The 22788-nt window shown below is 58.1% G+C and carries 23 protein-coding genes and 1 pseudogene; 14 read left to right on the forward strand and 10 right to left on the reverse strand.

Features of this window, described 5'->3' with window-relative positions:
* The coding region (locus AC1DHT_RS25965; RefSeq protein WP_477761523.1) for an Ig-like domain-containing protein at positions 1–1181 on the reverse strand (1181 nt) is incomplete at its 3' end.
* A gap of 1307 nt (positions 1182–2488) precedes the next feature.
* Here AC1DHT_RS25965 and AC1DHT_RS25970 point away from each other — a divergent pair.
* The 3 genes and pseudogenes from AC1DHT_RS25970 to AC1DHT_RS25980 all read left to right on the forward strand — a co-directional run.
* Positions 2489–2749 (forward strand): annotated as a pseudogene (locus AC1DHT_RS25970) (TolC family outer membrane protein); the annotation flags it as partial.
* A gap of 18 nt (positions 2750–2767) precedes the next feature.
* Positions 2768–4927 (forward strand): type I secretion system permease/ATPase, encoded by a 2160-nt coding sequence (locus AC1DHT_RS25975; protein ID WP_477761524.1) that lies wholly within the window; start codon positions 2768–2770, stop codon positions 4925–4927.
* A gap of 9 nt (positions 4928–4936) precedes the next feature.
* Positions 4937–6292, forward strand: coding sequence for an HlyD family type I secretion periplasmic adaptor subunit (locus AC1DHT_RS25980; RefSeq protein WP_347929292.1), 1356 nt, complete (start codon positions 4937–4939; stop codon positions 6290–6292).
* 86 nt (positions 6293–6378) lie between these two features.
* On the opposite strand, the gene AC1DHT_RS25985 is transcribed toward AC1DHT_RS25980, so the two are convergent.
* A complete protein-coding gene (locus AC1DHT_RS25985) occupies positions 6379–6981 on the reverse strand; it encodes a tRNA-uridine aminocarboxypropyltransferase (RefSeq protein WP_427540722.1) in 603 nt (200 codons plus the stop codon).
* Between the two features lie 14 nt (positions 6982–6995).
* Complete coding sequence (locus AC1DHT_RS25990; protein WP_427529820.1) at positions 6996–7889, reverse strand: LysR family transcriptional regulator; 894 nt, start codon at positions 7887–7889, stop codon at positions 6996–6998.
* Positions 7890–8276: 387 nt separating this feature from the next.
* Here AC1DHT_RS25990 and speB point away from each other — a divergent pair, with 387 nt between their 5' ends.
* From speB to AC1DHT_RS26005, 3 genes are all read left to right on the forward strand, one after another.
* Positions 8277–9227 carry an agmatinase gene (gene speB / locus AC1DHT_RS25995; protein ID WP_054596236.1) on the forward strand — a complete coding sequence of 317 codons (951 nt, stop codon included), beginning with the start codon at positions 8277–8279 and terminating at the stop codon, positions 9225–9227.
* A 175-nt stretch (positions 9228–9402) separates the two neighbouring features.
* On the forward strand, positions 9403–10782 hold the full coding sequence (locus AC1DHT_RS26000) for a sodium:solute symporter family protein (RefSeq protein WP_427540719.1): 1380 nt from the start codon (positions 9403–9405) through the stop codon (positions 10780–10782).
* An 87-nt stretch (positions 10783–10869) separates the two neighbouring features.
* Positions 10870–11595, forward strand: coding sequence for an MBL fold metallo-hydrolase (locus tag AC1DHT_RS26005; RefSeq protein ID WP_427540716.1), 726 nt, complete (start codon positions 10870–10872; stop codon positions 11593–11595).
* Between the two features lie 78 nt (positions 11596–11673).
* Here the strand turns inward: AC1DHT_RS26005 and AC1DHT_RS26010 are convergent, their stop codons facing one another.
* Together AC1DHT_RS26010 and ptrR are read right to left on the reverse strand one after the other, a co-directional pair.
* A complete protein-coding gene (locus AC1DHT_RS26010) occupies positions 11674–11802 on the reverse strand; it encodes a PA1414 family protein (protein ID WP_009042667.1) in 129 nt (42 codons plus the stop codon).
* A gap of 73 nt (positions 11803–11875) precedes the next feature.
* Positions 11876–12811 carry a putrescine utilization regulator PtrR gene (ptrR, locus tag AC1DHT_RS26015; RefSeq protein ID WP_427540713.1) on the reverse strand — a complete coding sequence of 312 codons (936 nt, stop codon included), beginning with the start codon at positions 12809–12811 and terminating at the stop codon, positions 11876–11878.
* A 103-nt stretch (positions 12812–12914) separates the two neighbouring features.
* Between ptrR and AC1DHT_RS26020 the strand changes: the two genes are divergently transcribed.
* A complete protein-coding gene (locus AC1DHT_RS26020) occupies positions 12915–14093 on the forward strand; it encodes an MFS transporter (RefSeq protein ID WP_427540710.1) in 1179 nt (392 codons plus the stop codon).
* Here the strand turns inward: AC1DHT_RS26020 and AC1DHT_RS26025 are convergent.
* Complete coding sequence (locus tag AC1DHT_RS26025) at positions 14041–14970, reverse strand: DMT family transporter (RefSeq protein WP_054596231.1); 930 nt, start codon at positions 14968–14970, stop codon at positions 14041–14043. The two genes, AC1DHT_RS26020 and AC1DHT_RS26025, sit on opposite strands and share 53 nt — an antisense overlap.
* 97 nt (positions 14971–15067) lie before the next feature.
* Positions 15068–15904 carry a CvfB family protein gene (locus AC1DHT_RS26030; RefSeq protein WP_262116753.1) on the reverse strand — a complete coding sequence of 279 codons (837 nt, stop codon included), beginning with the start codon at positions 15902–15904 and terminating at the stop codon, positions 15068–15070.
* A 351-nt stretch (positions 15905–16255) separates the two neighbouring features.
* On the opposite strand from AC1DHT_RS26030, the gene AC1DHT_RS26035 reads away from it, so the two are divergent.
* Together AC1DHT_RS26035 and AC1DHT_RS26040 are read left to right on the forward strand one after the other, a co-directional pair.
* Positions 16256–16444, forward strand: coding sequence for a hypothetical protein (locus AC1DHT_RS26035; protein ID WP_017337097.1), 189 nt, complete (start codon positions 16256–16258; stop codon positions 16442–16444).
* A gap of 176 nt (positions 16445–16620) precedes the next feature.
* Positions 16621–17490 carry a DUF6279 family lipoprotein gene (locus tag AC1DHT_RS26040; RefSeq protein ID WP_427540706.1) on the forward strand — a complete coding sequence of 290 codons (870 nt, stop codon included), beginning with the start codon at positions 16621–16623 and terminating at the stop codon, positions 17488–17490.
* Here AC1DHT_RS26040 and AC1DHT_RS26045 read toward each other — a convergent pair.
* Positions 17487–17879 carry a transcriptional regulator gene (locus AC1DHT_RS26045; protein WP_427529804.1) on the reverse strand — a complete coding sequence of 131 codons (393 nt, stop codon included), beginning with the start codon at positions 17877–17879 and terminating at the stop codon, positions 17487–17489. The genes AC1DHT_RS26040 and AC1DHT_RS26045 overlap by 4 nt on opposite strands.
* A 192-nt stretch (positions 17880–18071) precedes the next feature.
* On the opposite strand from AC1DHT_RS26045, the gene AC1DHT_RS26050 reads away from it, so the two are divergent.
* From AC1DHT_RS26050 to AC1DHT_RS26070, 5 genes are all read left to right on the forward strand, one after another.
* On the forward strand, positions 18072–18809 hold the full coding sequence (locus tag AC1DHT_RS26050; protein ID WP_427540703.1) for a DUF899 domain-containing protein: 738 nt from the start codon (positions 18072–18074) through the stop codon (positions 18807–18809).
* Between the two features lie 266 nt (positions 18810–19075).
* The gene (locus tag AC1DHT_RS26055) at positions 19076–19675 is read left to right on the forward strand and encodes a papain-like cysteine protease family protein (protein WP_427540700.1); all 600 of its coding nucleotides are present in this window, start codon (positions 19076–19078) and stop codon (positions 19673–19675) included.
* 9 nt (positions 19676–19684) lie between these two features.
* Positions 19685–20293, forward strand: coding sequence for a hypothetical protein (locus tag AC1DHT_RS26060; protein ID WP_427540697.1), 609 nt, complete (start codon positions 19685–19687; stop codon positions 20291–20293).
* 694 nt (positions 20294–20987) lie between these two features.
* Entirely contained in the window at positions 20988–21272 is a 285-nt protein-coding gene (locus tag AC1DHT_RS26065; RefSeq protein WP_427540694.1) for a DUF3077 domain-containing protein, read from the forward strand.
* The gene (locus AC1DHT_RS26070) at positions 21269–21535 is read left to right on the forward strand and encodes a short-chain dehydrogenase (RefSeq protein ID WP_427540691.1); all 267 of its coding nucleotides are present in this window, start codon (positions 21269–21271) and stop codon (positions 21533–21535) included. Before AC1DHT_RS26065 ends, AC1DHT_RS26070 begins: the two co-directional genes overlap by 4 nt.
* A 275-nt stretch (positions 21536–21810) precedes the next feature.
* On the opposite strand, the gene AC1DHT_RS26075 is transcribed toward AC1DHT_RS26070, so the two are convergent.
* Together AC1DHT_RS26075 and AC1DHT_RS26080 are read right to left on the reverse strand one after the other, a co-directional pair.
* Complete coding sequence (locus AC1DHT_RS26075) at positions 21811–22131, reverse strand: hypothetical protein (protein WP_427540688.1); 321 nt, start codon at positions 22129–22131, stop codon at positions 21811–21813.
* A 105-nt stretch (positions 22132–22236) separates the two neighbouring features.
* Complete coding sequence (locus AC1DHT_RS26080) at positions 22237–22767, reverse strand: hypothetical protein (protein WP_427540685.1); 531 nt, start codon at positions 22765–22767, stop codon at positions 22237–22239.
* Positions 22768–22788: the final 21 nt, after the last annotated feature.

Below are 22788 nucleotides of genomic sequence, written 5' to 3' on the forward strand. Positions count from 1 at the left end.
TTGTTGATGGTCAGGGTCTGGTTCTCCGTGCCGGCGGCCGTATCGGCCACCGCCACCGGCGCATCGTTGGTGCCGGTAATGGTCACGTCCACCGTGGAACTCGAGAGCGTCCCGTGTTCGTCCTGCATCTGGTAAGTGAGCGTCACGTGCTCGACCACGCCCTGCGCCAGATGATCAAAGTCGGCTCCCGGATTGAATACGAGCTGGTTGCCGACCACGCTGGCCGTGCCCTTGTTTGCCGGCGCACTGGCCGAGTTCAGCGTGAACAGGTGACCGTCGTCGACATCGGTATCGTTGGCCAGCACGTTGATGGTCAGGGCCTGGTTYTCCGTACCGGCGGCCGTATCGGCCACCGCCACCGGACCGTCGTTGGTGCCGGTGATCAACCATGACATCGACCCGGGAGTCGTGGCGATGCCGTCGGTAACACCAAAGCTCACCGTCACCGTCATCGGCTCGCCTGCTGCGAGGTGTTGGTAGGCCGCGTTCGTCGGGTCAAGCGTGAAAGAATGCGTTATCGCGTCATAGCTCACGCCGGCTGGTAGGGAAGCCGGGAGGTTAACGACAGAAAGTGTAGTGCCATGATCGACGTCTGAGGCGTGTGCTAGCGCGTTCAACGTGACAGCATGCCCGTCCTCATCGGCATTACCGGTTACTGTGCCAGTCACCACCGGAGCGTCATTGCGCCCCGCAAACTGCACGGTCGCAGTGGCCCAACTGAGCGTGCCGTTGCCGAGACGAATCGCATAGGTAAAGCTGTCTGTCAGGGACTCGCCGACAGCAAGCGCCTGGAGTTGTACCTTGAAAGCATCCGACAAAGTAGCGGCATCGTAGCCGACCCTGCCATCCTGGGTGATCCAGATCTTGGCACCCTGGCGACTGTGGTCACCACTGAGCGGATCAAGCGCCTCAATTCTGCTCGTGTCTTGGGTCAGGAGGTCGGCGGGGGCATAGATCTTGGTCGCAGTGGAAGCGCTGAGCGCGTCATCAAGCGACCAGAGCGTTTTCGCGTTGCCGCCCAGATCATTGGACATGACGTCCAGATACACGACCCCCTGCAGATCTTCAGTGATGGTCGCGCTGCCCGTGCCAATAACACCAGTAGTGAAGATGTCATCCGTTGCCTGCGGGGTGTTGGAAAACGAAGTAACGGTTCCGCCGCTGGTAGTGGTGGTAGCCATGTCTTACTCCCGAGAATGCCAGTTCTTTAAAAATCGCTACGGACTGCTAACAGCCACAAAACGGACTCTTCTTTGCTGGAGCAAACCGGCGCAGTGTTCTGTCCATTCACGATGTCGTCATCCGATGTCTGTGAGGCGATGGGGACGAAGTCCCGTTTTTGTACCGCTCAGGTTGTTCGGGAGCGGTACGAGACGGTCGCCAGACATCGTCGGCCAGCTGGGCAGCCGACTGCCGGGCCTGACTGGATGGGCGCTGCCGGCAGAGGGGCGCCGGTATCGCGAAGGTGGAGAAGCTCGCCGCGCTTGAGGAACGGATCGCAAGACAGGTTGGGCGAACGTGGGACCAAGCCTGGGATTGCGCTGCGCATGGCACGCAATAAACCGAGAGCACCCATGTGGAAGGGACTCCTGAAATAATGGCTGGGTGGGGGGCCGTGCCTTGGGATATCACTGCGTCAAGGAGACGGCCTTTCCTGATATCAGGTTGATATTTGTCTAGCTGTCGGGTCAGACCTTGTAAAGGCGCTACCCGAAGGGAAAGGTGAAAAGCGCCAATATTCCGACAAGCGGACACTTAAGTGTCGATATTTTGGCGGTCTATTTTTGGCAAAAAAAGGGCGAGAGGGMTATGGTCACTCAACACTGGCGCGGCTCAAATGAGCTGAAACCCAAATGGGGCGTGGGCTGGCTGAGTCTGTACCGACGCAGGTTCTTCTGCCTGTTCGCACTGCAGTTACCTGGCTCAGCGTAAATTGCGCTCCGTTGCGATCTTCTCGCCCCACATGGCCCTCGCAGGCTGGTTGTTTCTGCCGGGGTAAAACCGAATGAAATCAACTTCTCGTCAGCCCCCTCCTGCGTAAGCAGCGTCAAGATTTCTCGAGACGAGTGTCAAAAAAAATGCCATTCAAAAAAACGCGCCGTTCCATCCCCTCCACCACTTCCCCGCCCTACGTTGAAAAACGTGATTGAGCGCTCCTTCAGACCGCCAAAGTTCTCTAAAGCTTATAAACCAAGGGTCTTCGGTTTGAACGATGTACTGGATTTAGCAGAGCGCATTAGCTTTTTTTGACATAGGCCTTATGAGAAATTCCTCTTGGTTTCTCTCCAAGATGTTCTTAGCTCTCTGTTACAAGCCTGAAACAGCTTGACCTATAAATCTCGCCAATTATTTGGCGACTGATAAGCACCATCAGGATCAGGGACTATGGCCGTTTCGAACCCCCTCTGCTGCGCGATTTTATTGGCCACGGCTTGTTCACATCAGACCCAGGCCATGCCACTGAGCGAAGCGATTCAAAGCACACTGGACAACCACCCGGGTACGTACGGCCTACCAGGACCCGTTCGGCCTTGGCCAACGGACCCTGCTCGACCTGCTGGACAGTGAAAACGAGCTGTACAACGCCAATCGCCGCTACACCGAAGTGCGTTACAGCAAGGAGTTCTCCATGTACCGAGTGTTGGCGAACATGGGTGAATTATTGACCAGGGAAAAAGTCGTGGTGCCGGCGGAAGCGATCGCCCAGACCGAAGTGAAGAGCGAAGCCCGTTTGCCTGAAATGAGATAGCTCACTGGAGAGATCGATTTGACCAGCATGGAACCCGGCAACAATGGCGTTGATCCACGTCTGAGCTTTGATGATCCGCTGTTGGATGGTTTGTTGATCCTCTGCAAGCTGCACGACTGCACCGTCAGCCGGGCCAGCCTCAGTGCCGGGCTGCCACTGGCCAGGCAACGCATGAGCCTGGAGCTACTGCCCCGTGCAGCGGCTCGGGCCAGTTTGCAGGCGCGATTGCTGCGGCGTGAACTGGCGTCGATATCAACGCTCAACCTGCCGGTGATGCTGATCCTCAAGAATGGCCGCTGCGCGGTCTTGCGGCGCTGGGGCGACGATGGCAAGGCGCTGATTCTGCCTAGCGAGGCCGAGGGCGGTGAACAATGGGTCAGCCGTGAAGAACTGGCCGAGGAATACAGTGGCCAGGCGTTATTCGCCCGGCCACGGCATGAGCTCGAAGACTTGCGCTCACCGCTGGTGCCGCGCGTCGAGGCCTGGTTTCGCGACACCTTGAAGCTGTCGCGCTGGCTCTACAGCGATGCAATTCTGGCGAGTCTCCTGATTAACCTGCTGGGGCTGATGGTTCCGCTGTTTGTAATGCAGACCTACGACCGGGTGGTGCCGAACCAGGCCACCTCGACCTTGTGGGTGCTGGCTATTGGGCTGTTGATCGGTACCGGTTTTGAACTGGTGCTGCGGATCGTACGCGCGCATTTGCTGGACACCGCCGGGAAAACAACCGACGTGATCCTTTCCGCGACTTTGTTCGAACGTATCACCGGCATGTCGATGAAAGCGCGACCGGCAACCATTGGCGGTTTTGCCCAAAGCATCCATGACTTCCAGGGGCTGCGCGAGTTTCTCACCGCCGTGACCCTGACCAGCCTGATCGACCTGCCGTTTACGGTGCTGATGCTGGTGGTGATCGGCCTGCTCGGTGGCTGGCTGGTGGTCATCCCATTGCTGGCGTTCCCGATCACTATCCTCTTCGCGATGATGGTCCAGATCCGCCTGCGCGACACGGTCCGCAAGAGTCTGGCGCTTGGCGCCGAACGCCAGGCACTGCTGATCGAAACCCTCGGCAGCCTGGAAACCCTCAAGGCCTGTAGTGCCGAAAGCGAACGCCAGCACAAATGGGAAAGCACCCACGGCGCCCTCACCCGCCTCGACAGCCATGCCCGCCACCTGTCGGCGCTGGTCACCAACGGCACACAGTTCATCCAGCAGTTCTCCGGCATGGCGACCATCGTCGCCGGGGTCTACAGCATCATCGCCAGTAACCTCAGCGTCGGCGCCCTGGTGGCGACCTACATGCTCGGCAGCCGCGTCCTCGCACCGTTGGGGCAAATCGCCGGGCTGATCACCCGCTACCAACAAGCCCAACTGACCATGCGCAGCACCGATACGCTGATGTCCCTGCCACAAGAACGCGATGCCAAACAGCGGCCACTTGAGCGCACGCAGCTGCTGGGGGCACTGGACGTCAGCGGCGTAACCTTCCACTACAACGGGCAAAACTCCCCGGCGCTGTCCAACGTCAGCTTCAGTGTAAAACCCGGCGAACGGATCGGTGTCATCGGCCGCAGCGGCTCGGGCAAAAGCACCCTGACGCGGTTGGTGATGGGTTTCTATGCACCGGAAGAAGGCCAACTGCTGCTCGATGGTCTGGACCTGAGGCAACTGGACGTCGCCRACCTGCGCCAGCAAATCGGTTATGTCGCCCACGACCTTCCGCTACTGGCCGGGAGCCTGCGGGACAACCTGACCCTCGGCGCCCGCTATATCAGCGACTCGCGGATGCTCGAAGTGGCCGAACTGACCGGTGTCACTGACCTCGCCCGCCAGCACCCGCAAGGCTTTGATCGGCCTGTCGGTGAGCGCGGCCAGTTGCTGTCCGGCGGCCAGCGTCAGGCGGTGCTGCTGGCCCGAGCATTGTTGCTCGACCCGCCGATCATGTTGCTCGACGAACCCACCAGCGCCATGGACAACAGCAGCGAAGAAGTTTTGCGCCAACGCCTGCATAAGTGGGTTCAGGGTAAAACCTTGCTGCTGGTCACCCACCGCACCTCGATGCTCAGCCTGGTGGACCGTCTGGTGGTGCTGGACAACGGCCGGATCGTCGCCGACGGTCCGAAAGAAGCAGTCATCGATGCACTGCGCAAGGGCCGTGTCGGCTCTGTGGCTGTTTAGGAGTCGCCTATGTCTGCGTCACAAGGTTCACGCGGCTATTTCAATAGCTTCAGCAAAAGCGCAGAAAGCGAATTCATGCCCGACATCTACGCAGCATCGCTGCAGGATTCGCCGCGCTGGTCGCGGATGACCGTATGGATCGCCGCGGCGCTGATCATCACTGCGCTGGTCTGGGCCAAATTCGCCGTGCTGCAAGAAGTCACCATGGGTGAGGGCAAGGCCATACCGTCCAGCAAGGTTCAGGTGATCCAGAATCTGGAGGGCGGTATCGTCACCGAGATATTCGTGCGGGAAGGGCAAATCGTGAACAAGGGCGATACCCTGCTGCGCCTTGATGACACACGGTTTCTGTCTAACAAGGGCGAGAGTGAGGCGGATCGCCTTGCTTTGATCGCAAAGGTCGAACGGCTGTCTGCCGAAGCCGAGGGTCGGCCTTTCAAGCTGTCTGACGAGGTCATCGCAAACGCCCCGCAAGTGGCTGAAGACGAGCGCGCGCTGTTTGAACAACGACAACGTCGCCTGGCCAGCGAGCAACGTACACTGACGGAGCAACTTCGACAAAAAACCCAGGAATTGGCAGAGTTTCGTTCCAAGCAGGGCCAGTTCAGTTCCAGTCTGGGTTTGCTGCAACAGGAAATGAACATGTCGGCACCGCTGGTGGGAACCGGCGCGGTGTCACCAGTGGAAATGCTTCGTCTCAAACGCAGCGCTGTGGAAATCCGTGGTTCGCTGGACGCCACCACCCTGGCGATTCCCCGGGCCGAATCGGCGATCAACGAGATCAAAAGCAAGATCGATGAATCAGTGCAAGGCTTTCGCTCGGACGCCGCCAAGGAGCTCAACGAGAAACGCACCGACCTGTCGAAAATCACCGCGTCGAGCATTGCCATCGATGACCAGGTCACCCGCACCACGGTGGTGTCGCCGGTGCACGGGGTGATCAAGCAACTGAAGGTCAACACCATCGGTGGTGTGGTTCAGCCGGGCAGCGACATAGTGGAAATCGTGCCGCTGGAAGACAACCTGCTGATCGAGGCCAAGGTCCGCCCGCAAGACGTGGCGTTCCTGCATCCTGGCCAGAAAGCCATGGTCAAGTTCAGCGCCTACGACTACACGATCTATGGCGGCCTGAGCGCGAAACTCGAACTGCTCGGGGCCGACACCATCACCGACGACAAGGGCAACAGCTTCTACCTGATTCAGGTACGCACCGACAAAAACCACTTGGGCGGCGACGTTAAGCCGCTGCTGATCATCCCGGGGATGGTCGCTACGGTGGACCTCATTACCGGCGAGAAAAGCGTGCTGGATTACTTGCTCAAACCGGTGCTCAAGGCCCGCACCGAAGCGATGCGCGAGAGGTAGGTTTTTTACCGGGATCGGCTTTGATTGGTCCATTGCCATCGCGAGCAAGCTTGCTCGCGATGGGGGCGACTTGGTAGACCTGCTGATTATGAATCAGCCCCACCATGATTTTTCTGGTACGTCTCCTCCCCCATCGCCGCGATCTGCCCTTCGATCAGCGCTTCAAACGGTCGCAATAGCGGCTCGAAGGTCGTCGGTGCCTCCAGCGTTTGCAATGCCTGCACGATCGCCTCCACCGTCGACAACGCTCCCGGCCCCGGTGCCTTGCGCAACCGATAGCGCGAAACCGCGCCTTCGGCCAGCGTCACTCGGGGCAACGCTGCCAGCAATGGATTGAGGTGCAGCATCTTGCGCGCCTTGCGCCAGGTGCCGTCCGGCACCACCAGCAGCAACGGATGATCGTCAGGCGTATAGGCCTGCAACGGTTGTGCATCGTCGGCCGGGAACAACAAGCGGGCCCGGTAACCCGGTTGATTCAGCAGACGCGGTAAATCCTCGAACACTTCGCCGACGATCAGCTCCGCATTGTTCAGCCCCAACGCCGCCAGCCGCGCGGTGTTCAACGCATGGTTCACCTCGCTCGGATGCTGCAACAGCAGCACCCGGGTGCGACTGTCGAGGCTCGGAATCAACGGGCACAGGCAATGGGTTTGCGGGCGCAGGCAACGGGCGCATTGAACTCTGGACATACGATTCCCCCCGATCAGGCCTGGTTGAGCTGCGCTTTGAGCAAGTCGCGGAAGGTCTGGATCAATGGCTCGCGACTGCGCCCACGACGCACGATCATCGAAAACGGGGCCTGGTAGCCGAAAGTGGCCGGCAGCAGCACACGCAAATCGCCCTTGTCGGCCCAGGCTTGAGCGTAGTGTTCCGGCAGGTAGCCGATGTAGGCGCCGGACAACACCAGAATCAGCTGTGCTTCCATACTTTCCACGGTCGCTGCACTGTGCTTGAAGCCGTGGCGGGCCAGTTCGGCCTGGCTCCAGTAACCACGACCAACCATGCGCTGCTGGGTGATGACTTGTTCGGGAATACGCCGCTCGCTGAACAAGGGATGGCGATTGCTGCAATACAGCCAATGTTGTTCACGGTACAACGGCATGTAGACCAGTCCGCTCATGCGCGTAGAGAACGAGCCGATGGCCAGATCGAGGCGGTTGTCCTGCACGCCGAGCTGCAGCTCGTAAGGGCTCATCACCGACAGGTGTAAATGTACCGCCGGGTGTTCCTGGCTGTAGGCGCCAATGGCTTCGGCGAACGGCAAGGCCTTGTCACTGACGGTCGAGTCGAGCACCCCGAGGTTGAGCGTACCGCGCAATTCACCCTTGAGCGCCGCAGCGTATTGCTCGAAACCTTCAAGTTCACCGAACAGGCGCAACGTCTCCTGATGGAACAGCTCGCCCTTGCTGGTCAGGCTGAAACCGCCACGCCCACGATGACAGAGCACCAAACCCAACGCCGCTTCGAGCTGGCTCATGTAGGTGCTGATGGCCGATGTCGAGAGGTTGAGCTCTTGCTGCGCGTTGGCAAACCCCTGATGCCGCACCACGCTGACGAAGATGCGCAACAGTTTCAGGTCGGGTAAAGCGTTGGCCATGGTGAAGACTCCAAGTGAAATGCTGTTGTCGTCACGACACCGCCCTCCGTAGCAGCTGGCGCAGCCTGCGTTCGGCCGCGGAGCGGTCGCCATCCAGGCAACTCAATTTTCCTGACACCCCAAGTATCGCAATCACGACTGCCGCGCCCGAGCGCGGACCGAGCCGAACGCAGGCTGCGCCAGCTGCTACAGGACGTATTCCAGCTTTCATTGGGGGGAAGTCTATCTCCCTCCTCGCCATTAGTTTAGAAAAATCTGAACTAAGTATTTGCCGGCAGCGATTCTTCTCCCACCCCGCATTTCGCAGAATCCGCTCAACAGGTGCCTGTGCGATCCCTTTGCGCGGTGCAACCCCATAAATAAAACAATGATGATGAGGCCATACCCGTGGACAAGATTCTTCACCAACCACTGGGCGGCAATGAAATGCCGCGCTTCGGCGGCATCGCCACCATGATGCGACTCCCCCACTTGCAAACCGCTGCCGGCCTGGACGCTGCTTTCATCGGCATCCCGCTGGACATCGGCACCTCCTTGCGGGCCGGCACCCGCTTCGGACCGCGCGAGATTCGTGCAGAATCGGTAATGATCCGCCCGTACAACATGGCCACCGGCGCTGCACCGTTCGACTCGCTATCGGTTGCCGACATCGGTGACGTGGCAATCAACACCTTCAACCTGCTGGACGCCGTGCGGATCATCGAAGAGTCCTACAACGAGATCCTCGAACATGACGTGATCCCGCTGACTCTCGGTGGCGACCACACCATTACCCTGCCGATCCTGCGTGCCATCCACAAAAAACACGGCAAGGTCGGTCTGGTGCACATCGATGCCCACGCCGATGTGAACGATCACATGTTCGGCGAGAAGATTGCCCACGGCACCACCTTCCGTCGCGCCGTTGAAGAAGGCCTTCTGGATTGCGATCGCGTCGTGCAAATTGGTCTGCGCGCACAGGGCTACACCGCTGAAGACTTCAACTGGAGCCGCAAACAGGGCTTCCGCGTGGTTCAGGCCGAGGAGTGCTGGCACAAGTCGCTGGAACCGCTGATGGCTGAAGTCCGCGAAAAAGTCGGCGGTGGCCCGGTGTACCTGAGTTTCGACATCGACGGCATCGACCCGGCCTGGGCACCCGGCACCGGGACCCCGGAAATCGGCGGCCTGACGACCATTCAGGCGATCGAAATCGTTCGTGGCTGCCAAGGCCTCGACCTGGTTGGCTGCGACCTGGTAGAAGTCTCGCCGCCGTACGACACCACCGGCAACACCTCGCTGCTGGGCGCCAACCTGCTGTACGAAATGCTCTGCGTACTGCCGGGCGTGGCGCACCGCTGAGGCTTGACCCCAAGCGAACGTGATTAGCGCGTGAACGCCGCCACCTGACGGGGTCGGCGTTTGTCCGCAACACTCCCCCCGCGTGCTTCAGCGCCGATGCCTGCTTCGCTTACTACACGCAAGAACCCTCGCACCTGCAAAGCTCTTATAAGAAAGACAATCGGAGACACGCTTCATGGCTTTGGATTTATTCGTTGTACTCATCTATGCCGCCGGCATGCTCGTGCTGGGCTATTACGGCATGCGCAAGGCCAAGACCCACGAAGACTACCTCGTGGCCGGTCGTAACCTCGGTCCAACCCTGTACATGGGCACCATGGCCGCTACCGTACTGGGCGGCGCATCGACGGTGGGCACCGTTCGCCTGGGTTACGTCCACGGTATTTCCGGTTTCTGGCTCTGCGCCGCACTGGGTTGCGGGATCATCGCGCTGAACCTGTTCCTGGCCAAGCCGCTGCTCAAACTGAAAATCTTCACCGTTACCCAGATCCTCGAAAAGCGTTACAACCCGATGGCCCGCCAGGCCAGTGCGGTGATCATGCTGGCCTACGCGCTGATGATCGGCGTGACCTCGATCCTCGCGATCGGCACCGTGCTGCAAGTGCTGTTCGGCCTGCCCTTCTGGATTTCGGTAGTACTCGGCGGTGGCGTGGTGGTGGTGTATTCGACCATCGGCGGCATGTGGTCGCTGACCCTGACCGACATCGTTCAGTTCGTGATCAAGACCGTCGGCCTGATGTTCATCCTGTTGCCGATCTGCCTGTACCGCGTGGGTGGCTGGGATGAGCTGGTGTTGAAACTGCCGGCATCCAGCTTCAGCTTCACCACCATCGGCTGGGACACCATCATCACTTACTTCATGATCTACTTCTTCGGCATCCTGATCGGTCAGGACATCTGGCAACGGGTGTTCACCGCCAAGAACGAAAAAGTCGCTCAGTATGCAGGCACCATTTCCGGTTTCTACTGCATTCTCTACGGTCTGGCCTGTGCGCTGATCGGTATGGCTGCGCACGTACTGATCCCGGACCTGGACAACGTCAACAACGCCTTCGCCGCAATCGTCAAACTGTCCTTGCCTGACGGTATCCGTGGCCTGGTCATCGCAGCAGCCCTGGCCGCTATGATGTCCACCGCCAGCGCCGGCCTGCTCGCAGCATCCACCACCCTGACCGAAGACCTGCTGCCAAAACTGCGCGGTGGTAAACAATCGAGCCTGAGCATCAACCGCCTGTTCACCCTGCTGACCGGTATTGTCGTGCTCGGTATCGCGTTGGTGGTGAGTGACGTGATCAGTGCCCTGACCCTGGCCTACAACCTGTTGGTGGGCGGCATGCTGGTGCCGTTGATCGGGGCTATTTTCTGGAAACGGGCAACCACCTCCGGCGCTATCGCCAGCATGGGCCTGGGCTTTGTGATTGCCCTGGTGTTCATGTTCAAGGATGGCCTGGATGCCAACACCCCGATCTACTACAGCCTGGCGATCGGCCTGGTGAGCTTCATCGTGGTCAGCCTGCTGTCCCCTCGCCCGGTTGCCGTGGCGAACGCGATATAAGCTGAAACCAATTATGGCTTGAACCTTTTCTTCGGCGGGTGCAGCGTCGGTTGCTGCACCCGTTTTTTTCGCCTGGAGGAAGGCACCATGAAAATCGTCAGCCGCGACCAATGGTTCGAAGTCAAACACCTGAGCGACGGCATTCGGCTGATTCACGAGCCCTATATTCGACCGTTCTACCGCTGCAACCTGTGGCACATTCAGGGCCGCGACAAAGACCTGCTGCTCGATAGCGGCTCGGGCCTGGTCAGCCTGCGCGAGCAACTGCCCTGGCTGACCGACCGGCCGCTGGTGGCCGTGGCCAGTCATTGCCATTTCGACCATATCGCCGGTCATCACGAATTCCCCGAACGGCTGGTGCATCCGGCCGAAGCACAGATCCTCGCCGAACCCGACGGCGACAACACCCTTTCCAGGGCGTTTGTCGGCGACGAGATGTTCGAAGCCCACCCCGATTGCCCGCTGTGCTACGCCGAATACCGGGTCAAAGCCGCACCCGCCACGGGATTGATCGAAGAAGGTGACGTGCTGGACCTGGGTAATCGAACCTTGCAGGTGCTGCACACTCCCGGCCATTCACCGGGTGGTATCAGCCTTTTTGAAGTTGCCACCGGCACGCTGTTCAGCGGCGACATCATCTACGACGGACCGCTGGTCGAAGACGCCTACCATTCCAACCTTGAGGATTACGCCCGCAGCCTGCAACGCTTGCGCTCGTTGCCGATTCGCACGGTGCATGGCGGACATTTCGGGAGTTTTTCGGGGGAGAAGTTGCACACGATGATTGACCACTGGCTGCAACAGCACGCTTAAAGCGAGTGCGCGAGCGCGGCACTCTCGCGCCTCCGACGCGATGGTCGAAGGCTGCGATTCCTTTACGCCTTACCTCGTTTACCGGCGGCGTTGCTGACGGCGGCGTTGCTCATCGTCGGTGCGGATTGGCACGGGTTGCAGAGGTGGTTCGATCAAACCAAGCGCGACACCGAGGTCATGGAGCCAGTTTTGCAGTTTCTCTTTCATGGTGCCCCCCCTTCAGGGTAGTGCTGAGCGACCAGGTTCTATAGACGCTTCATACAGATAGTAGTCCGAAGTCTTACGCAATGCTCGCCTCAATAGGCAAAGATCTGTTACCGAATTCATCAAAATCAGCCCCCATCGGTCGGCCACCACCGAACGCCGCTTGTTGCACCTCGATCCACGCATTGAGATTGGCGCCGAGCATACCCTTGCGCCACATCAGCCAGGTGGTGGCACTGGCGAAAGGTTCGGCCAACGGATGCACGGCCACACTCTCGCGTCCCGGCAGACTGGCCAGCATCGACTCGGACATCAGCGCCACGCCGGAGCCGGCAATCACACACGCCAGCATTCCCTGATAGGACTCGATTTCCATTGCCCGGCCCATCGCCGCATGATCATGGGCGAACCAGGCCTCCAGGCGCATCCGGTAGGAACAGCCCTGGCGAAAGGTGAACACCGAGCGCCCCTGCACATCCAGCGCGCTGCGTACCGGCGGGTGATCGGCTTCGCTGATCAGCACCAGTTTTTCGTCACACAGCGGCACACCGTCGAGCCCGGCCAGTTGCAGCGGGCCATCGACCAGCGCGGCGTCAAGACGCCCGGTGAGCAGGCCTTCGAGCAATTCGCCGCTGGGCGCCGACTGCACTTGCAGGTTCACCGCCGGATAAGTGCGGTGATAGCGCGCCAGCAAACCCGGCAGATGAATCGCCGCGGTGCTGTACATGGTGCCCAGCACGAAATCGCCGGCCGGTTGCCCGCCCTGCACGGCTGCGTGGGCTTCGTCATGCAGGGCAAACAGCTTGGCGGTGTAGTCCAACAGTACTTTGCCTGCGGGCGACAACTGCAAACGCTGACGCTCACGCAAGAACAGTTCTACACCCAGCTGATCTTCAAGCTGCTTGAGCCGGGTCGACAAATTGGACGGCACCCGATGCAAGCGTTCGGCGGCGCGGGTGATGGAACCTTCCTCGGCCACCGCCTGGAAGATGCGCAATTGGCTGAATTCCACACCTTTCTCCAAATAAGAACAAGTTACTCACTATTATTCATTTTTAAAGAAAGTCAATCAGTCCTAGCCTGACGGTCATTGCTCCGCTGCAGGAATCCTGATCATGTCGCCGCTTGTACGCTTACTCGCCAGTTTCATTGCCTTGATGATGGCCATGGGCATTGGGCGCTTTGCGCTCACTCCGCAGCTGCCGCATTTGCTCAGCGAAGGTCAGATCGACCTGACTGCCGCAGGTCTGATTGCGGCGGCAAATTACCTGGGCTACTTCATCGGTGCCGTGGACGCGATGTTCGCCCATCGCCCCGAGCAGGTTCGTCGGCGCCTGCTCGGCGGATTGTGGCTGTGCGTGCTACTGACCCTCGCCTCGTTCTGGGCCACGGGCTTCTGGCCGCATCTGGTTTTGCGCTTCGGTACCGGCGTCGCCAGCGCCTGGGTGCTGGTCATGATCACCGCGTTGAGTCAGCCATTGGCGATGGCTGCCGGACGTCCACGGCTCGGCGCACTGGTATTCGCCGGGCCGGGCCTGGGGATTTTTCTGACGGGCTTGCTCGCTCTTGGTTCGAACCTGTTGGGACAAAGCTCCGCGACCTTGTGGCTGGTGTATGCCGGTGTAGGCCTGGCAATGCTGTTGGTGATTCTGCCGATCCTGCCGCAACCGACCGCGAGCGCGGCAGCCACCCCCACGGCCGGCGTTTCAAAGAGTGTCGGTATCCCGCGACTGGATTTGATCTACGCGCTGTACGGTCTGGGCTACATCATTCCTGCGACCTTTCTGTCGCAGATGGCCAGTGCCCGTTTTCACGGCCAATGGCTGGCCGATTTGTTCTGGCCGTGTTTTGGCCTGGCGTCCGCCATCGGTGTGCTGCTGGTAAGTTTGCGCCGGCATAACCCTAATGCCACCCGTCACTGGCTGATCGCGACGTTGTGGCTGCAAGCGGCCGGGGTCTTCGCTTGCCTGCTGGGCAGCGGTCTAGGTCTGGCCCTGGGGGTGATTCTCTGTGGCACGCCGTTTCTGGCCTGCATGCAATTGGTGATGCAGCGCTCGCGAGAACTGGCGCCGCAGGCCACCCAGCGCAATGCCGGCCTGCTGACCGCGTGTTTTGCCGTGGGTCAGCTCAGCGGGCCATTGCTGGCAGCGCTGAGCAGCCACTTCAGTGGTGGCTTGCAACCGGCGTTGATGGTGGCGGGCAGCGGTCTGCTGGTAGCCGGTGGTTTGCTGCTGCGTCCACTCAACGCTCCAGCATTGTGCGCAAACGACGGCGCACCCACTGTTCTGCGCTGACAAAGGTGATGCCGAGCAACACCAGCACGGCACCGACGACAAAGTTGACACTCAACGGCTCACCGAGCAGCAACACCCCGAAGGTGACACCGAACAGCGGCGTCATGAAGGAGAACACCGCGAGGTTCGACGCCAGGTAACGGCGCAGCAGCCAGAACCACGTCAGGTAGCTGAAAAACGACACCACCAGCCCCTGGAACAGCACGCTGGCCACCGCCACGTTAGTCAGGTGGACGTGGGTGATCTGCCCGCTTAGCGCGGCAATCAGCAGCAGGCCGAGAAAACCGACGATCAGTTGATAAAACAGGGTCAAGGTCGCCGGTGCTTCCGACAACCGCGAGGCGCGCACGACCACCGTCGTCGCGCCCCAGGCGGCCCCGGCCAGAACGCCAAACGCATCGCCGAGCAGCATCCGCCGGTCCAGATTGTCCCAGGACACGCCCCCGGCAAATGCCACGGCAATACCAATAAACGCCAGCAGGATCCCCAGCCATTGCAACCGCCGCAAACGCTCGCTTGGCAGCAGCCAGTGCACGCCCAATGCGGTGAAGATCGGCGCGGTATAGAGGAACACCGACATGTGCGCCGCCGTGGTCAGTTTCAGACCTTCGGCGATAAACAAAAACTCGGTGGCAAACAGACCACCCGCCAGCAAACCGCCGCGCCAGGTGCTGCCAACCTGATTCCAGCCGCCCTTCCAGCAGATCAGCAACCCCACCAGTAATGCGGAAATTCCGGAACGTGCGGCGGCCTGCATCACCGGTGCGATGTCCGCCGCCGCCCATTTGATCATCACCTGCTGGATACCCCAGATCAGACACAACCCGAGCATCACTTGCAGGGCAAAACCATCGGCGCTGCGCCGAGTGGCAATCACCGCGAAACCTCGCGAACGGTTAACGACATGGCAGTTACTCACTAAAAACAAAATGCCCCGGTACTTGGCCGGGGCAATCAGGTCAGGTCAGCTCGGCTCAGCTGAGTTCAATGCGATCCGCATGAATGACGATCTGGCCGTTCTTGTAGAGCGCGCCGATGGCCTTCTTGAAGTTGCCTTTGCTGACACCGAACAGGCTGCTGATCAGCGCCGGGTCGCTCTTGTCGCTGACCGGCAAAGTGCCGTTGTTGTCGCGCAGTTTAGCGAGAATCTTCGAGTTCAGGCTGGTGGCGGCTTCTTCACCCACGGGCTGCAGGCTCAGGCTGATCTTACCGTCGGCGCGAACTTCCTTGATGAAGCCCTTCTCTTCCTTGCCGGCACGCATGAACTTGAAGATTTCGTTCTTGTGGATCAAACCCCAATGCTTGTTGTTGATGATCGCCTTGAAGCCCATGTCGGTCGCTTCGGCTACCAGCAGGTCAACTTCCTGGCCAGGTTTGTAGCTGGCCGGGGTTTTGTCCAGGTAGCGATCCAGACGCGCGGTCGCGGTGATACGGCGGGTGTGCTTGTCGAGGTAGACGTGCACCACGCAGTATTCGCCCGCAGTCATCTGACGCTTTTCTTCGGAATACGGCAGCAGCAGGTCCTTGGGTAGACCCCAGTCGAGAAACACACCGATGCTGTTGACTTCAACGACTTTAAGGCTGGCGAATTCACCGACCTGAACTTTCGGTTTTTCAGTAGTTGCGATGAGTTTGTCATCGCTGTCCAGATAAACAAAAACGTTCAGCCAGTCTTCATCTTCGCTGGGAATATCTTTGGGAATATAACGATTCGGCAGAAGGATTTCGCCATCCGCGCCACCGTCCAGATATAAACCAAAGTTAGTGTGTTTAACCACTTGCAAGCTGTTGTAGCGCCCGACTAAAGCCATTTCCAATACCCTCATTGCTTGGACGCCATTCTACCCGGTTTTGCCGGTGCTGTTGGACGGCCGGCTTGCTTGCGAAGAAAAATCCTCTGAGAGGCTCATTTTTCCTGGGTTTTGCGCCAGACCAAGGCCCGCTCGTCAGACCGTTCAGGTGCTTTTTGCTGATATCGACAAGCCATACAGGATACTTTTCATGCCTGCGTTCTTATTCAAAACAGCAGCTTAGGTGATTATTGCGAACAGTAACTTATGAATAATCGACACCTGCCCTCGGCTATTTCAGGCGGATATTTACCAAGCAATTGTCAAGTATTTCCTGTACGATGCCTGGCCAAGTTAATTTTCTACAGGTTAATGGCCGCCATGCGTGTAAAAGCATCCAACAGCAAAGCAAAGCCAGCTCCAGCCGTTGAAACCAGCGAATCGATCAACAACCAGATTGCTGCTTTCCTCAAATCCGGCGGCGAGATCCAGCAAATTGCCAAAGGCGTCAGCGGCCAGACATTCGGCCCGTCCAAACAGATCACCCTGGGCAAAAAGTAACACCCCCCTCGCGTCACCCTGGTCCCTAAGCGCTTTGAGCTTCGAAGCGCTAGGACTGGAACCCTCCTCCCCAGCAACATCCTTCAAGACCAAACGCGCGTTCTATTTGATCAGCTGAACAGCCGGGTCCATCCTGCATTCAGACACCAGAACTACGCCCTTGCAAGGATTGCCTCATGTCGCGCTGGTTGAAACACCTGACGTTGCTCCTGACCCTGTGCCTTTCACTACCGGCCTGCAACCGAGTGAGCCTGGCCTACCACAATCTCGACATCATCATTCCCTGGACGCTCAGCGACTACCTGGACATGAACAGCGAGCAGAAAGGCTGGCTCAACGAACGTCTCAAGGAACACCTCAGCTGGCATTGCTCCACGCAAATACCCGGCTACGTCGACTGGCTCGACCGTTTGCAGCAGATGGTCGAAACCAATCAAGTCACAGACGCCGCACTGCAAGCCCGTATCAAGGAAGCCAAACAAGCCATTGCCCAGACCGCCCGGGAAATCACCCCGTCGGCGGTCGAGTTGTTGCAAGGGCTGAATGACCAGCAGGTCAACGAGATGAAGCAGGCCTTTGCCAAAGACCAGCGCGTGAATCAGCAGAAATACCTCAAAGCGCCGCTGGCACAGCAGATCAAACATCGCATCGAGCGGATGGATAAGCGCCTGGCCTACTGGCTTGGCCCGCTCAGCAATACGCAGGCGCAACGCGTTGTTGCCTGGGCCAACGCACTGGGCGAGCAAAATCAGCAATGGCTCGCCAACCGCGCTCATTGGCAGGCACTGTTCAGCGCAGCAGTGGAACAACGCCACAGCAGCGACTTTGCGCAACGCATCAAAACCCTGCTGGTCGATCGCGAGACCTTATGGACGCCGGCCTATCGCCAGGCTTACACCCACACCGAAGCCCAGGCGCGCAGCCTGATTGTCGACCTGATGGCCGACAGTACCGCCGATCAACGCCAGCACTTGCTGAAAAAAATCGACCAGATGCGCAGCGATTTCAGCGCATTGAAGTGCTTGAAGGTCGCAGGAGCGTCTTAAGCGATCTGCACTTTAGACGCCACTTCATCAAAGGTCGCGGGGTCCAGTGCATCCACCTGCTCGTCGAGCACCTGCCGTGGATGGTCATTGCCCTCAATGCTGCTGTCGATCATGCACAGCAGACTCGAACCGCGCGGCGTCAGGATGAAATTCTCGCCGTTACCCCCTTCGCTCTCGGGGCGTGACTCGATATAGCCACGATCCAGCAGGAGCTTTTCATATTCGGTGGCGGTCACTTTCAGCTCATCCAGATTACCGATGGGCTCACCCTCTGCCGCCTTCTCTGCCGCATGCTGCTCGGCATAGACGCGCGGGGCAAAGCTGTGGTCGGCGCCGTTCTGCACTTCGTGCAGCATTCGTTCAAGCAAATCCCAGTTATAAGCCGTCATCCGATATCAACCTCCAGCCAGACAGTGAGAGGCCTCTCATAGGTTGTGACCGGCGCTATCAGTAGCCGTTCAGCCAGGTTGTCATGCGGGCGGATGTCAGCGACAACCGATCAGCGGCTTGTCGATTACAGCGTCGATCAAACGACTAGGCTGTGTAAGCCACAACACGCCAACCTCGCAGGAGGGAAAGTCATGAACAGCGTGCAACAGCACAAGGTCGTGTCCCAAGAAGAATGGCTCGCGGCCCGTAAACAGCATCTGATCCACGAAAAGGCCTTTACCCGGGAACGCGACAAACTTAGCGCCGAACGTCGCGCACTGCCCTGGGTGAAAGTCGACAAGAACTATGTGTTCGAAGGCCCCGACGGGCGGCAAAGCCTCGCCGATCTTTTCGGCAGCAACAGCCAGTTGATCATCTATCACTTCATGTTTGCCAAGGGCTGGAAAGAAGGCTGTCATGGCTGCTCGTTTCTGTCCGACCACTTCGACGGCGCCAACCTGCACCTGGCCCACCACGACGTTTCACTGGTGGTGGTTTCCCACGCGCCATTGGCAGAATTCCAGGCGTTCCGCAAACGCATGGGCTGGAAATTCAAATGGGTCTCATCGGCCGGCAGTGACTTCAACGCCGACTACAAGGTGACCATCAGCGATCAGGAACTCGCGGACGGCACCGCGACCTACAACTACGAAAAAAGCACCAGCACTGAAGGCGAACTGCCGGGGCTGAGCGTGTTTTATCGCAATGACGCCGGGGAAATCTTCCACACCTATTCCACCTACGCTCGCGGCCTGGACTTGCTGGTCGGTGCCTATAACTTCCTCGACCTGACGCCCAAGGGCCGCAACGAAGAGCACGGCATGGAATGGGTGCGCCATCACGATCGTTATGAGACCGCGCGAAGCGCCAAAGACTGTGGCTGCGAGTAATGCTGCCGGCCCCTCGCCCCGGTGGGGGCGAGGGAGTGCAAGCGCCCTCTCCACTCGAAGACGTCCGCCACAAAAAATGCATTAACGCATTATAAATTTGCGCTAACGCATATTGCATCCTAAGGTTACAGCGAGACCCGATCGGAGCCGGCCATCGAAGATGGCAAATAGCGCAAGCCGATACTTCACTGACGACAAAGCCGTTTTATTTCAAAAAGGTACACATACCCAAGCTGGACGCTACGTTCATTCATGGAGGATGAATCATGTTACTGACTGAAGAAACACAGCTTAAAAGTTCCGCCACCGGCGAAGCACTTCCCAAATGCCTGTCCCAACACCTTATCAACCCTGAACTGGCCGATATCGAAACATCCGTAGAGCCAGCAGCGTTGGCCGCTGCCAGCCTCAGCTTCAGCATGCAGCGGCAAACCCAGACCAACTGGTGCTGGGCAGCAGTTTCGGCGTCTGTTGGCAACTATTACGGCACCGGGACCTGGAGCCAATGCGTCGTCGCCAACTATGAACTCGACAGGAACTCCTGCTGCAACCAGCCGGGCCCCTGCAACGTTTATGGCTATCTGGACTCGGCCCTCAGGACCACCAGAAGCTTTGCCAGCATGAGCCAGGGCTCGATTCAAATGAGCGCCATCGAAAACCAGATCAACATGGGAAGACCCATCGGCATACGCGTTGCCTGGTATGGCGGTGGTGCTCACTTCCTGACGTTTTATGGAACCAATGGCAACTATGTACTGGTCGCAGATTCCATCTATGGCTATTCCACGCGCGCATTAAATACGTTCCCCGGCTCATACAACGGCGGCGGCAACTGGACCAACACTTACTTCACCCGGAAAAACTAGGAGGGCAGCATGAAACTTTCTTACCCAATGGCGCCTTCCAACGGCGTACAAACACTGCGCCCTGCACTTCAAGCAGCCTTGCAGACACAAGGCTTTGGCATCAACCGCCAGTTTGCAAATGCCGTCCCGAGCAAAATCAGCCTCTCCGAGCCTTACCGTGGTTATTCACTGAGCCTGGAAGACCTGACCCAGGGTAAAGGCTTGAAAGCGGCCACCCAAGGTAACTGGCACTACCTGGTGTTTTCCGATGGAACGACCATTGCCGATGCCGAACTGGCCGAAGTACACGGCCATGTCGAGTTCTCATCGCTGAACCATGGCGCGATGGCCCCCGCCACCGTCAGTGCGCTGAACCTGGCAGAAAACTCGGCGAGCCTGCAGGGGAAATCCTATGAGCTCAGAGTGTTGTTTGTCTCGGCACTGCACTTTGTGGCGATCTGGCTGCATGCAAACGACGCCGGTAATGAGGACATCATTATTCCGATAGAACCGACACCCAAGAGCCTGGCCAGTACGCAGTTGTATAACGAGGCCAAACTACTTGCCCTGCTGACGCCTGCTGCCAACCAGACCAAAAAACTGTTTGATGCGGACGCTACGGGATTGTTGGGGAGTTAATCAGTTGTTGGAGTGCTGAAAAGTAAAAAAGCCCAAACACTGTTCGTAATGCGGTTCACTCAAGCAATTTCAGCCGCGAAGCATTCTCTGTAGCAGCTGCCGAAGGCTGCGTTCGGCTGCGAAGCAGTCGTGAGTCCGGCTGCCGTGGTGTACCTGACACACCGCAATTACTGAATTTACGACTGCTTCGCAGCCGAACGCAGCCTTCGGCAGCTGCTACAGATCGCATTACGGCTTCAATGAACAGCATTACGGACAGTGTCCGGGCTTTTAGGTGAGTGTCTGGTCCTGAAACGGGTGTAATCCTTGTTCAGGACGGGACCGGCTAATGGGTGTCCCTTTTCCGCATCGGTATCCGCGCACACGGCAACTGTCCGTTTCAGAACAAACCTACAAACAAACCACCTGCGTCAGACCTTAGGCCGATTGACTGACCTCGCCCCACTCCCTATCCTCGCGCCTGTCACGACTCATTCGTGATCGGGTTTGACGGCCCGCTTTTCTTACGACGCGCATAGCCTCTCTCTGCTCGTGCATTCTTATGCCCGCAGCATTTATGGCAACTGTGCGTGGGGCACCTTCGGGTGCGCCGGTGTACGTGAGAGCCGGTCCGTCAACCTACGTACAGTTGCCACCCTATTTCGTTTGACGGCGATTTCGTGGCAGCTCTTCTGAATCTTACGGAGCTACACCCATGACCGATCCAACCACAAAATCCATCCCCTTCGCCCGCTGCGACCACGTCGACCATTACCTGTTCGCCGTCCAACCCGACATCCCGTTACTCGACGCACTCGAACACGCCTCGATCTACCTGAGCTGCGCCGAAGCCCTCGCCCATCAAGCCCCCACCGCCACCACCCCGGAACACATCGTCTCGTTACGCTGGGCCAGCCAGCAGATGCTCGGCACCGCCCGATCATTGCTCCAGGCGTCGATCGACGGACTGCACGCCGCCCAACCGGAGGATGACGCATGAACCCGCACATGCCGATGACCAACAACGATTGCGATATCCCGGTGCTGCTGGTCGCCACCCAAGCGCCGCTGGAAGTGCTGCACTGCAGCGCCGCTGCACGGTTTCTGGCGGTCACGCAAATGATGGAAAGCCTGGCCAGCCTCGACATTGCCCATGCCAAAGGCGCAGACGTGCAGCAAATCGCGCACGCAGCGGCCATGCTGCTGCGGGACGGTTGTGATGTGATGGATGTGTTGGGGCGCCAGATTCGGGCGCAGCACTGAGGTAACGCATAGGCTGTTCCCGCACGTTGCGGGGAAGGAGCTGATGAGCCTCAGGTCGTGCGCGCAATATCTTGCAAAGCGATGATGTTCAACGCCGTACCCCGCGATAACTATGTACCTCATAGCGGGGTGCGATTTATTTGAGGGTAAGGCTCGTTTTAAGAGTGCGGCTAAGGTTGGAGCCTTCCAAGCTGCAATTAATCTGCACCAAAAAGGGGGTGCCTATTAGCCTTGACTCGAGACCGGCTAGTGGGTGTCCCCTTTTCGCTTCACTCTTACAAAGGATGATCCTTCAGAAAGGCGCTAATATCTTCGTCTGCGACCCCCGGAGCTCCTGCTTGAAGCCATTGCTCAAATCCCTCAGGAAAGGCGGTTAAATACTTTCCATCTTTATGAACTCCTGAAGATGAAACACCAAATTCCGAAACAAATCTTAAATGATGCACTGCAATCACCCATAGACGCCGCAACTCTTGTTCTTGAGGAGCACCTAAAGACACCTCAGAAATGTAAGGAGAGTCCCCTTCAACAAAGTCCAATACATCTTTAGCTCGCCCGACACTAATTAGCTTTTTTATAGTTTCTATCTTTCCCAAAACACGCCTCGCTCATCAAGGTGAAAAGCTCACACGAAAAAGTGGATTGAATTTTCCGAGACTGGCTTTGCCCCCCAAATTGATCAATGCGTGGTTAGAAACAAGTTACGAACTAAGAACCAATCGCTCGCCCTCAAAATATCCCGACTGGACATCCTCACCCATTTTCTTTTCGAGCCTAGTCAATCCATGTAATAGCGCCCCAAGATCAACCGCGAACACCATCTCAAAACCCATACCGCATACCGAAACCTCATGCCCTCTGACGCCAACCCCGAGAATTATCGACGGAATATCGACTCCCCTAAGCGCAAACCGCAGGTCATGCTTAACTCTGTATTCGTACAAAAGATCCTCGTCAACCTCTGACAAATCCTCCTCAATTTTATCTGCAATAGTCCTTGCCAAAGAACGATCACTTAAAAAAACAAATGGCTCATTGATAATTTCATCCGCATTAGCACTCAACCATTCAATTAACACCCTTGAGTCCCAATTAACACCAAATAAAACACACTCGCAGCCCGCCACCGCTCTAACTTTTAGAACCACATTCGAAAACCACTCACCGCCCGCAGCAGGGATAACTCTGCGAATCTTATCAACAGGAGAAAACTCAAAAATTAATTTATTCACATTTCACCCCTCAGCAAACGC

The organism is Pseudomonas sp. 05N432, from assembly GCF_056396945.1.

Excerpts from the sequence above, each read along its gene's own strand:
- AC1DHT_RS26035 (WP_017337097.1), top strand. The coding sequence starts at position 16,256 with ATGGCCGCCATGCGTGTAAAAGCATCCAACAGCAAAGCAAAGCCAGCT.
- AC1DHT_RS26030 (WP_262116753.1), bottom strand. The coding sequence starts at position 15,904 with ATGGCTTTAGTCGGGCGCTACAACAGCTTGCAAGTGGTTAAACACACT.
- AC1DHT_RS25990 (WP_427529820.1), bottom strand. The coding sequence starts at position 7,889 with ATGGCCAACGCTTTACCCGACCTGAAACTGTTGCGCATCTTCGTCAGC.
- AC1DHT_RS26040 (WP_427540706.1), top strand. The coding sequence starts at position 16,621 with ATGTCGCGCTGGTTGAAACACCTGACGTTGCTCCTGACCCTGTGCCTT.
- AC1DHT_RS26005 (WP_427540716.1), top strand. The coding sequence starts at position 10,870 with ATGAAAATCGTCAGCCGCGACCAATGGTTCGAAGTCAAACACCTGAGC.
- AC1DHT_RS25985 (WP_427540722.1), bottom strand. The coding sequence starts at position 6,981 with ATGTCCAGAGTTCAATGCGCCCGTTGCCTGCGCCCGCAAACCCATTGC.
- AC1DHT_RS26010 (WP_009042667.1), bottom strand. The coding sequence starts at position 11,802 with ATGAAAGAGAAACTGCAAAACTGGCTCCATGACCTCGGTGTCGCGCTT.
- AC1DHT_RS26070 (WP_427540691.1), top strand. The coding sequence starts at position 21,269 with ATGAACCCGCACATGCCGATGACCAACAACGATTGCGATATCCCGGTG.
- AC1DHT_RS26045 (WP_427529804.1), bottom strand. The coding sequence starts at position 17,879 with ATGACGGCTTATAACTGGGATTTGCTTGAACGAATGCTGCACGAAGTG.
- AC1DHT_RS25980 (WP_347929292.1), top strand. The coding sequence starts at position 4,937 with ATGTCTGCGTCACAAGGTTCACGCGGCTATTTCAATAGCTTCAGCAAA.
- AC1DHT_RS26065 (WP_427540694.1), top strand. The coding sequence starts at position 20,988 with ATGACCGATCCAACCACAAAATCCATCCCCTTCGCCCGCTGCGACCAC.
- AC1DHT_RS26000 (WP_427540719.1), top strand. The coding sequence starts at position 9,403 with ATGGCTTTGGATTTATTCGTTGTACTCATCTATGCCGCCGGCATGCTC.
- AC1DHT_RS26055 (WP_427540700.1), top strand. The coding sequence starts at position 19,076 with ATGTTACTGACTGAAGAAACACAGCTTAAAAGTTCCGCCACCGGCGAA.
- AC1DHT_RS26020 (WP_427540710.1), top strand. The coding sequence starts at position 12,915 with ATGTCGCCGCTTGTACGCTTACTCGCCAGTTTCATTGCCTTGATGATG.
- AC1DHT_RS26050 (WP_427540703.1), top strand. The coding sequence starts at position 18,072 with ATGAACAGCGTGCAACAGCACAAGGTCGTGTCCCAAGAAGAATGGCTC.
- AC1DHT_RS26060 (WP_427540697.1), top strand. The coding sequence starts at position 19,685 with ATGAAACTTTCTTACCCAATGGCGCCTTCCAACGGCGTACAAACACTG.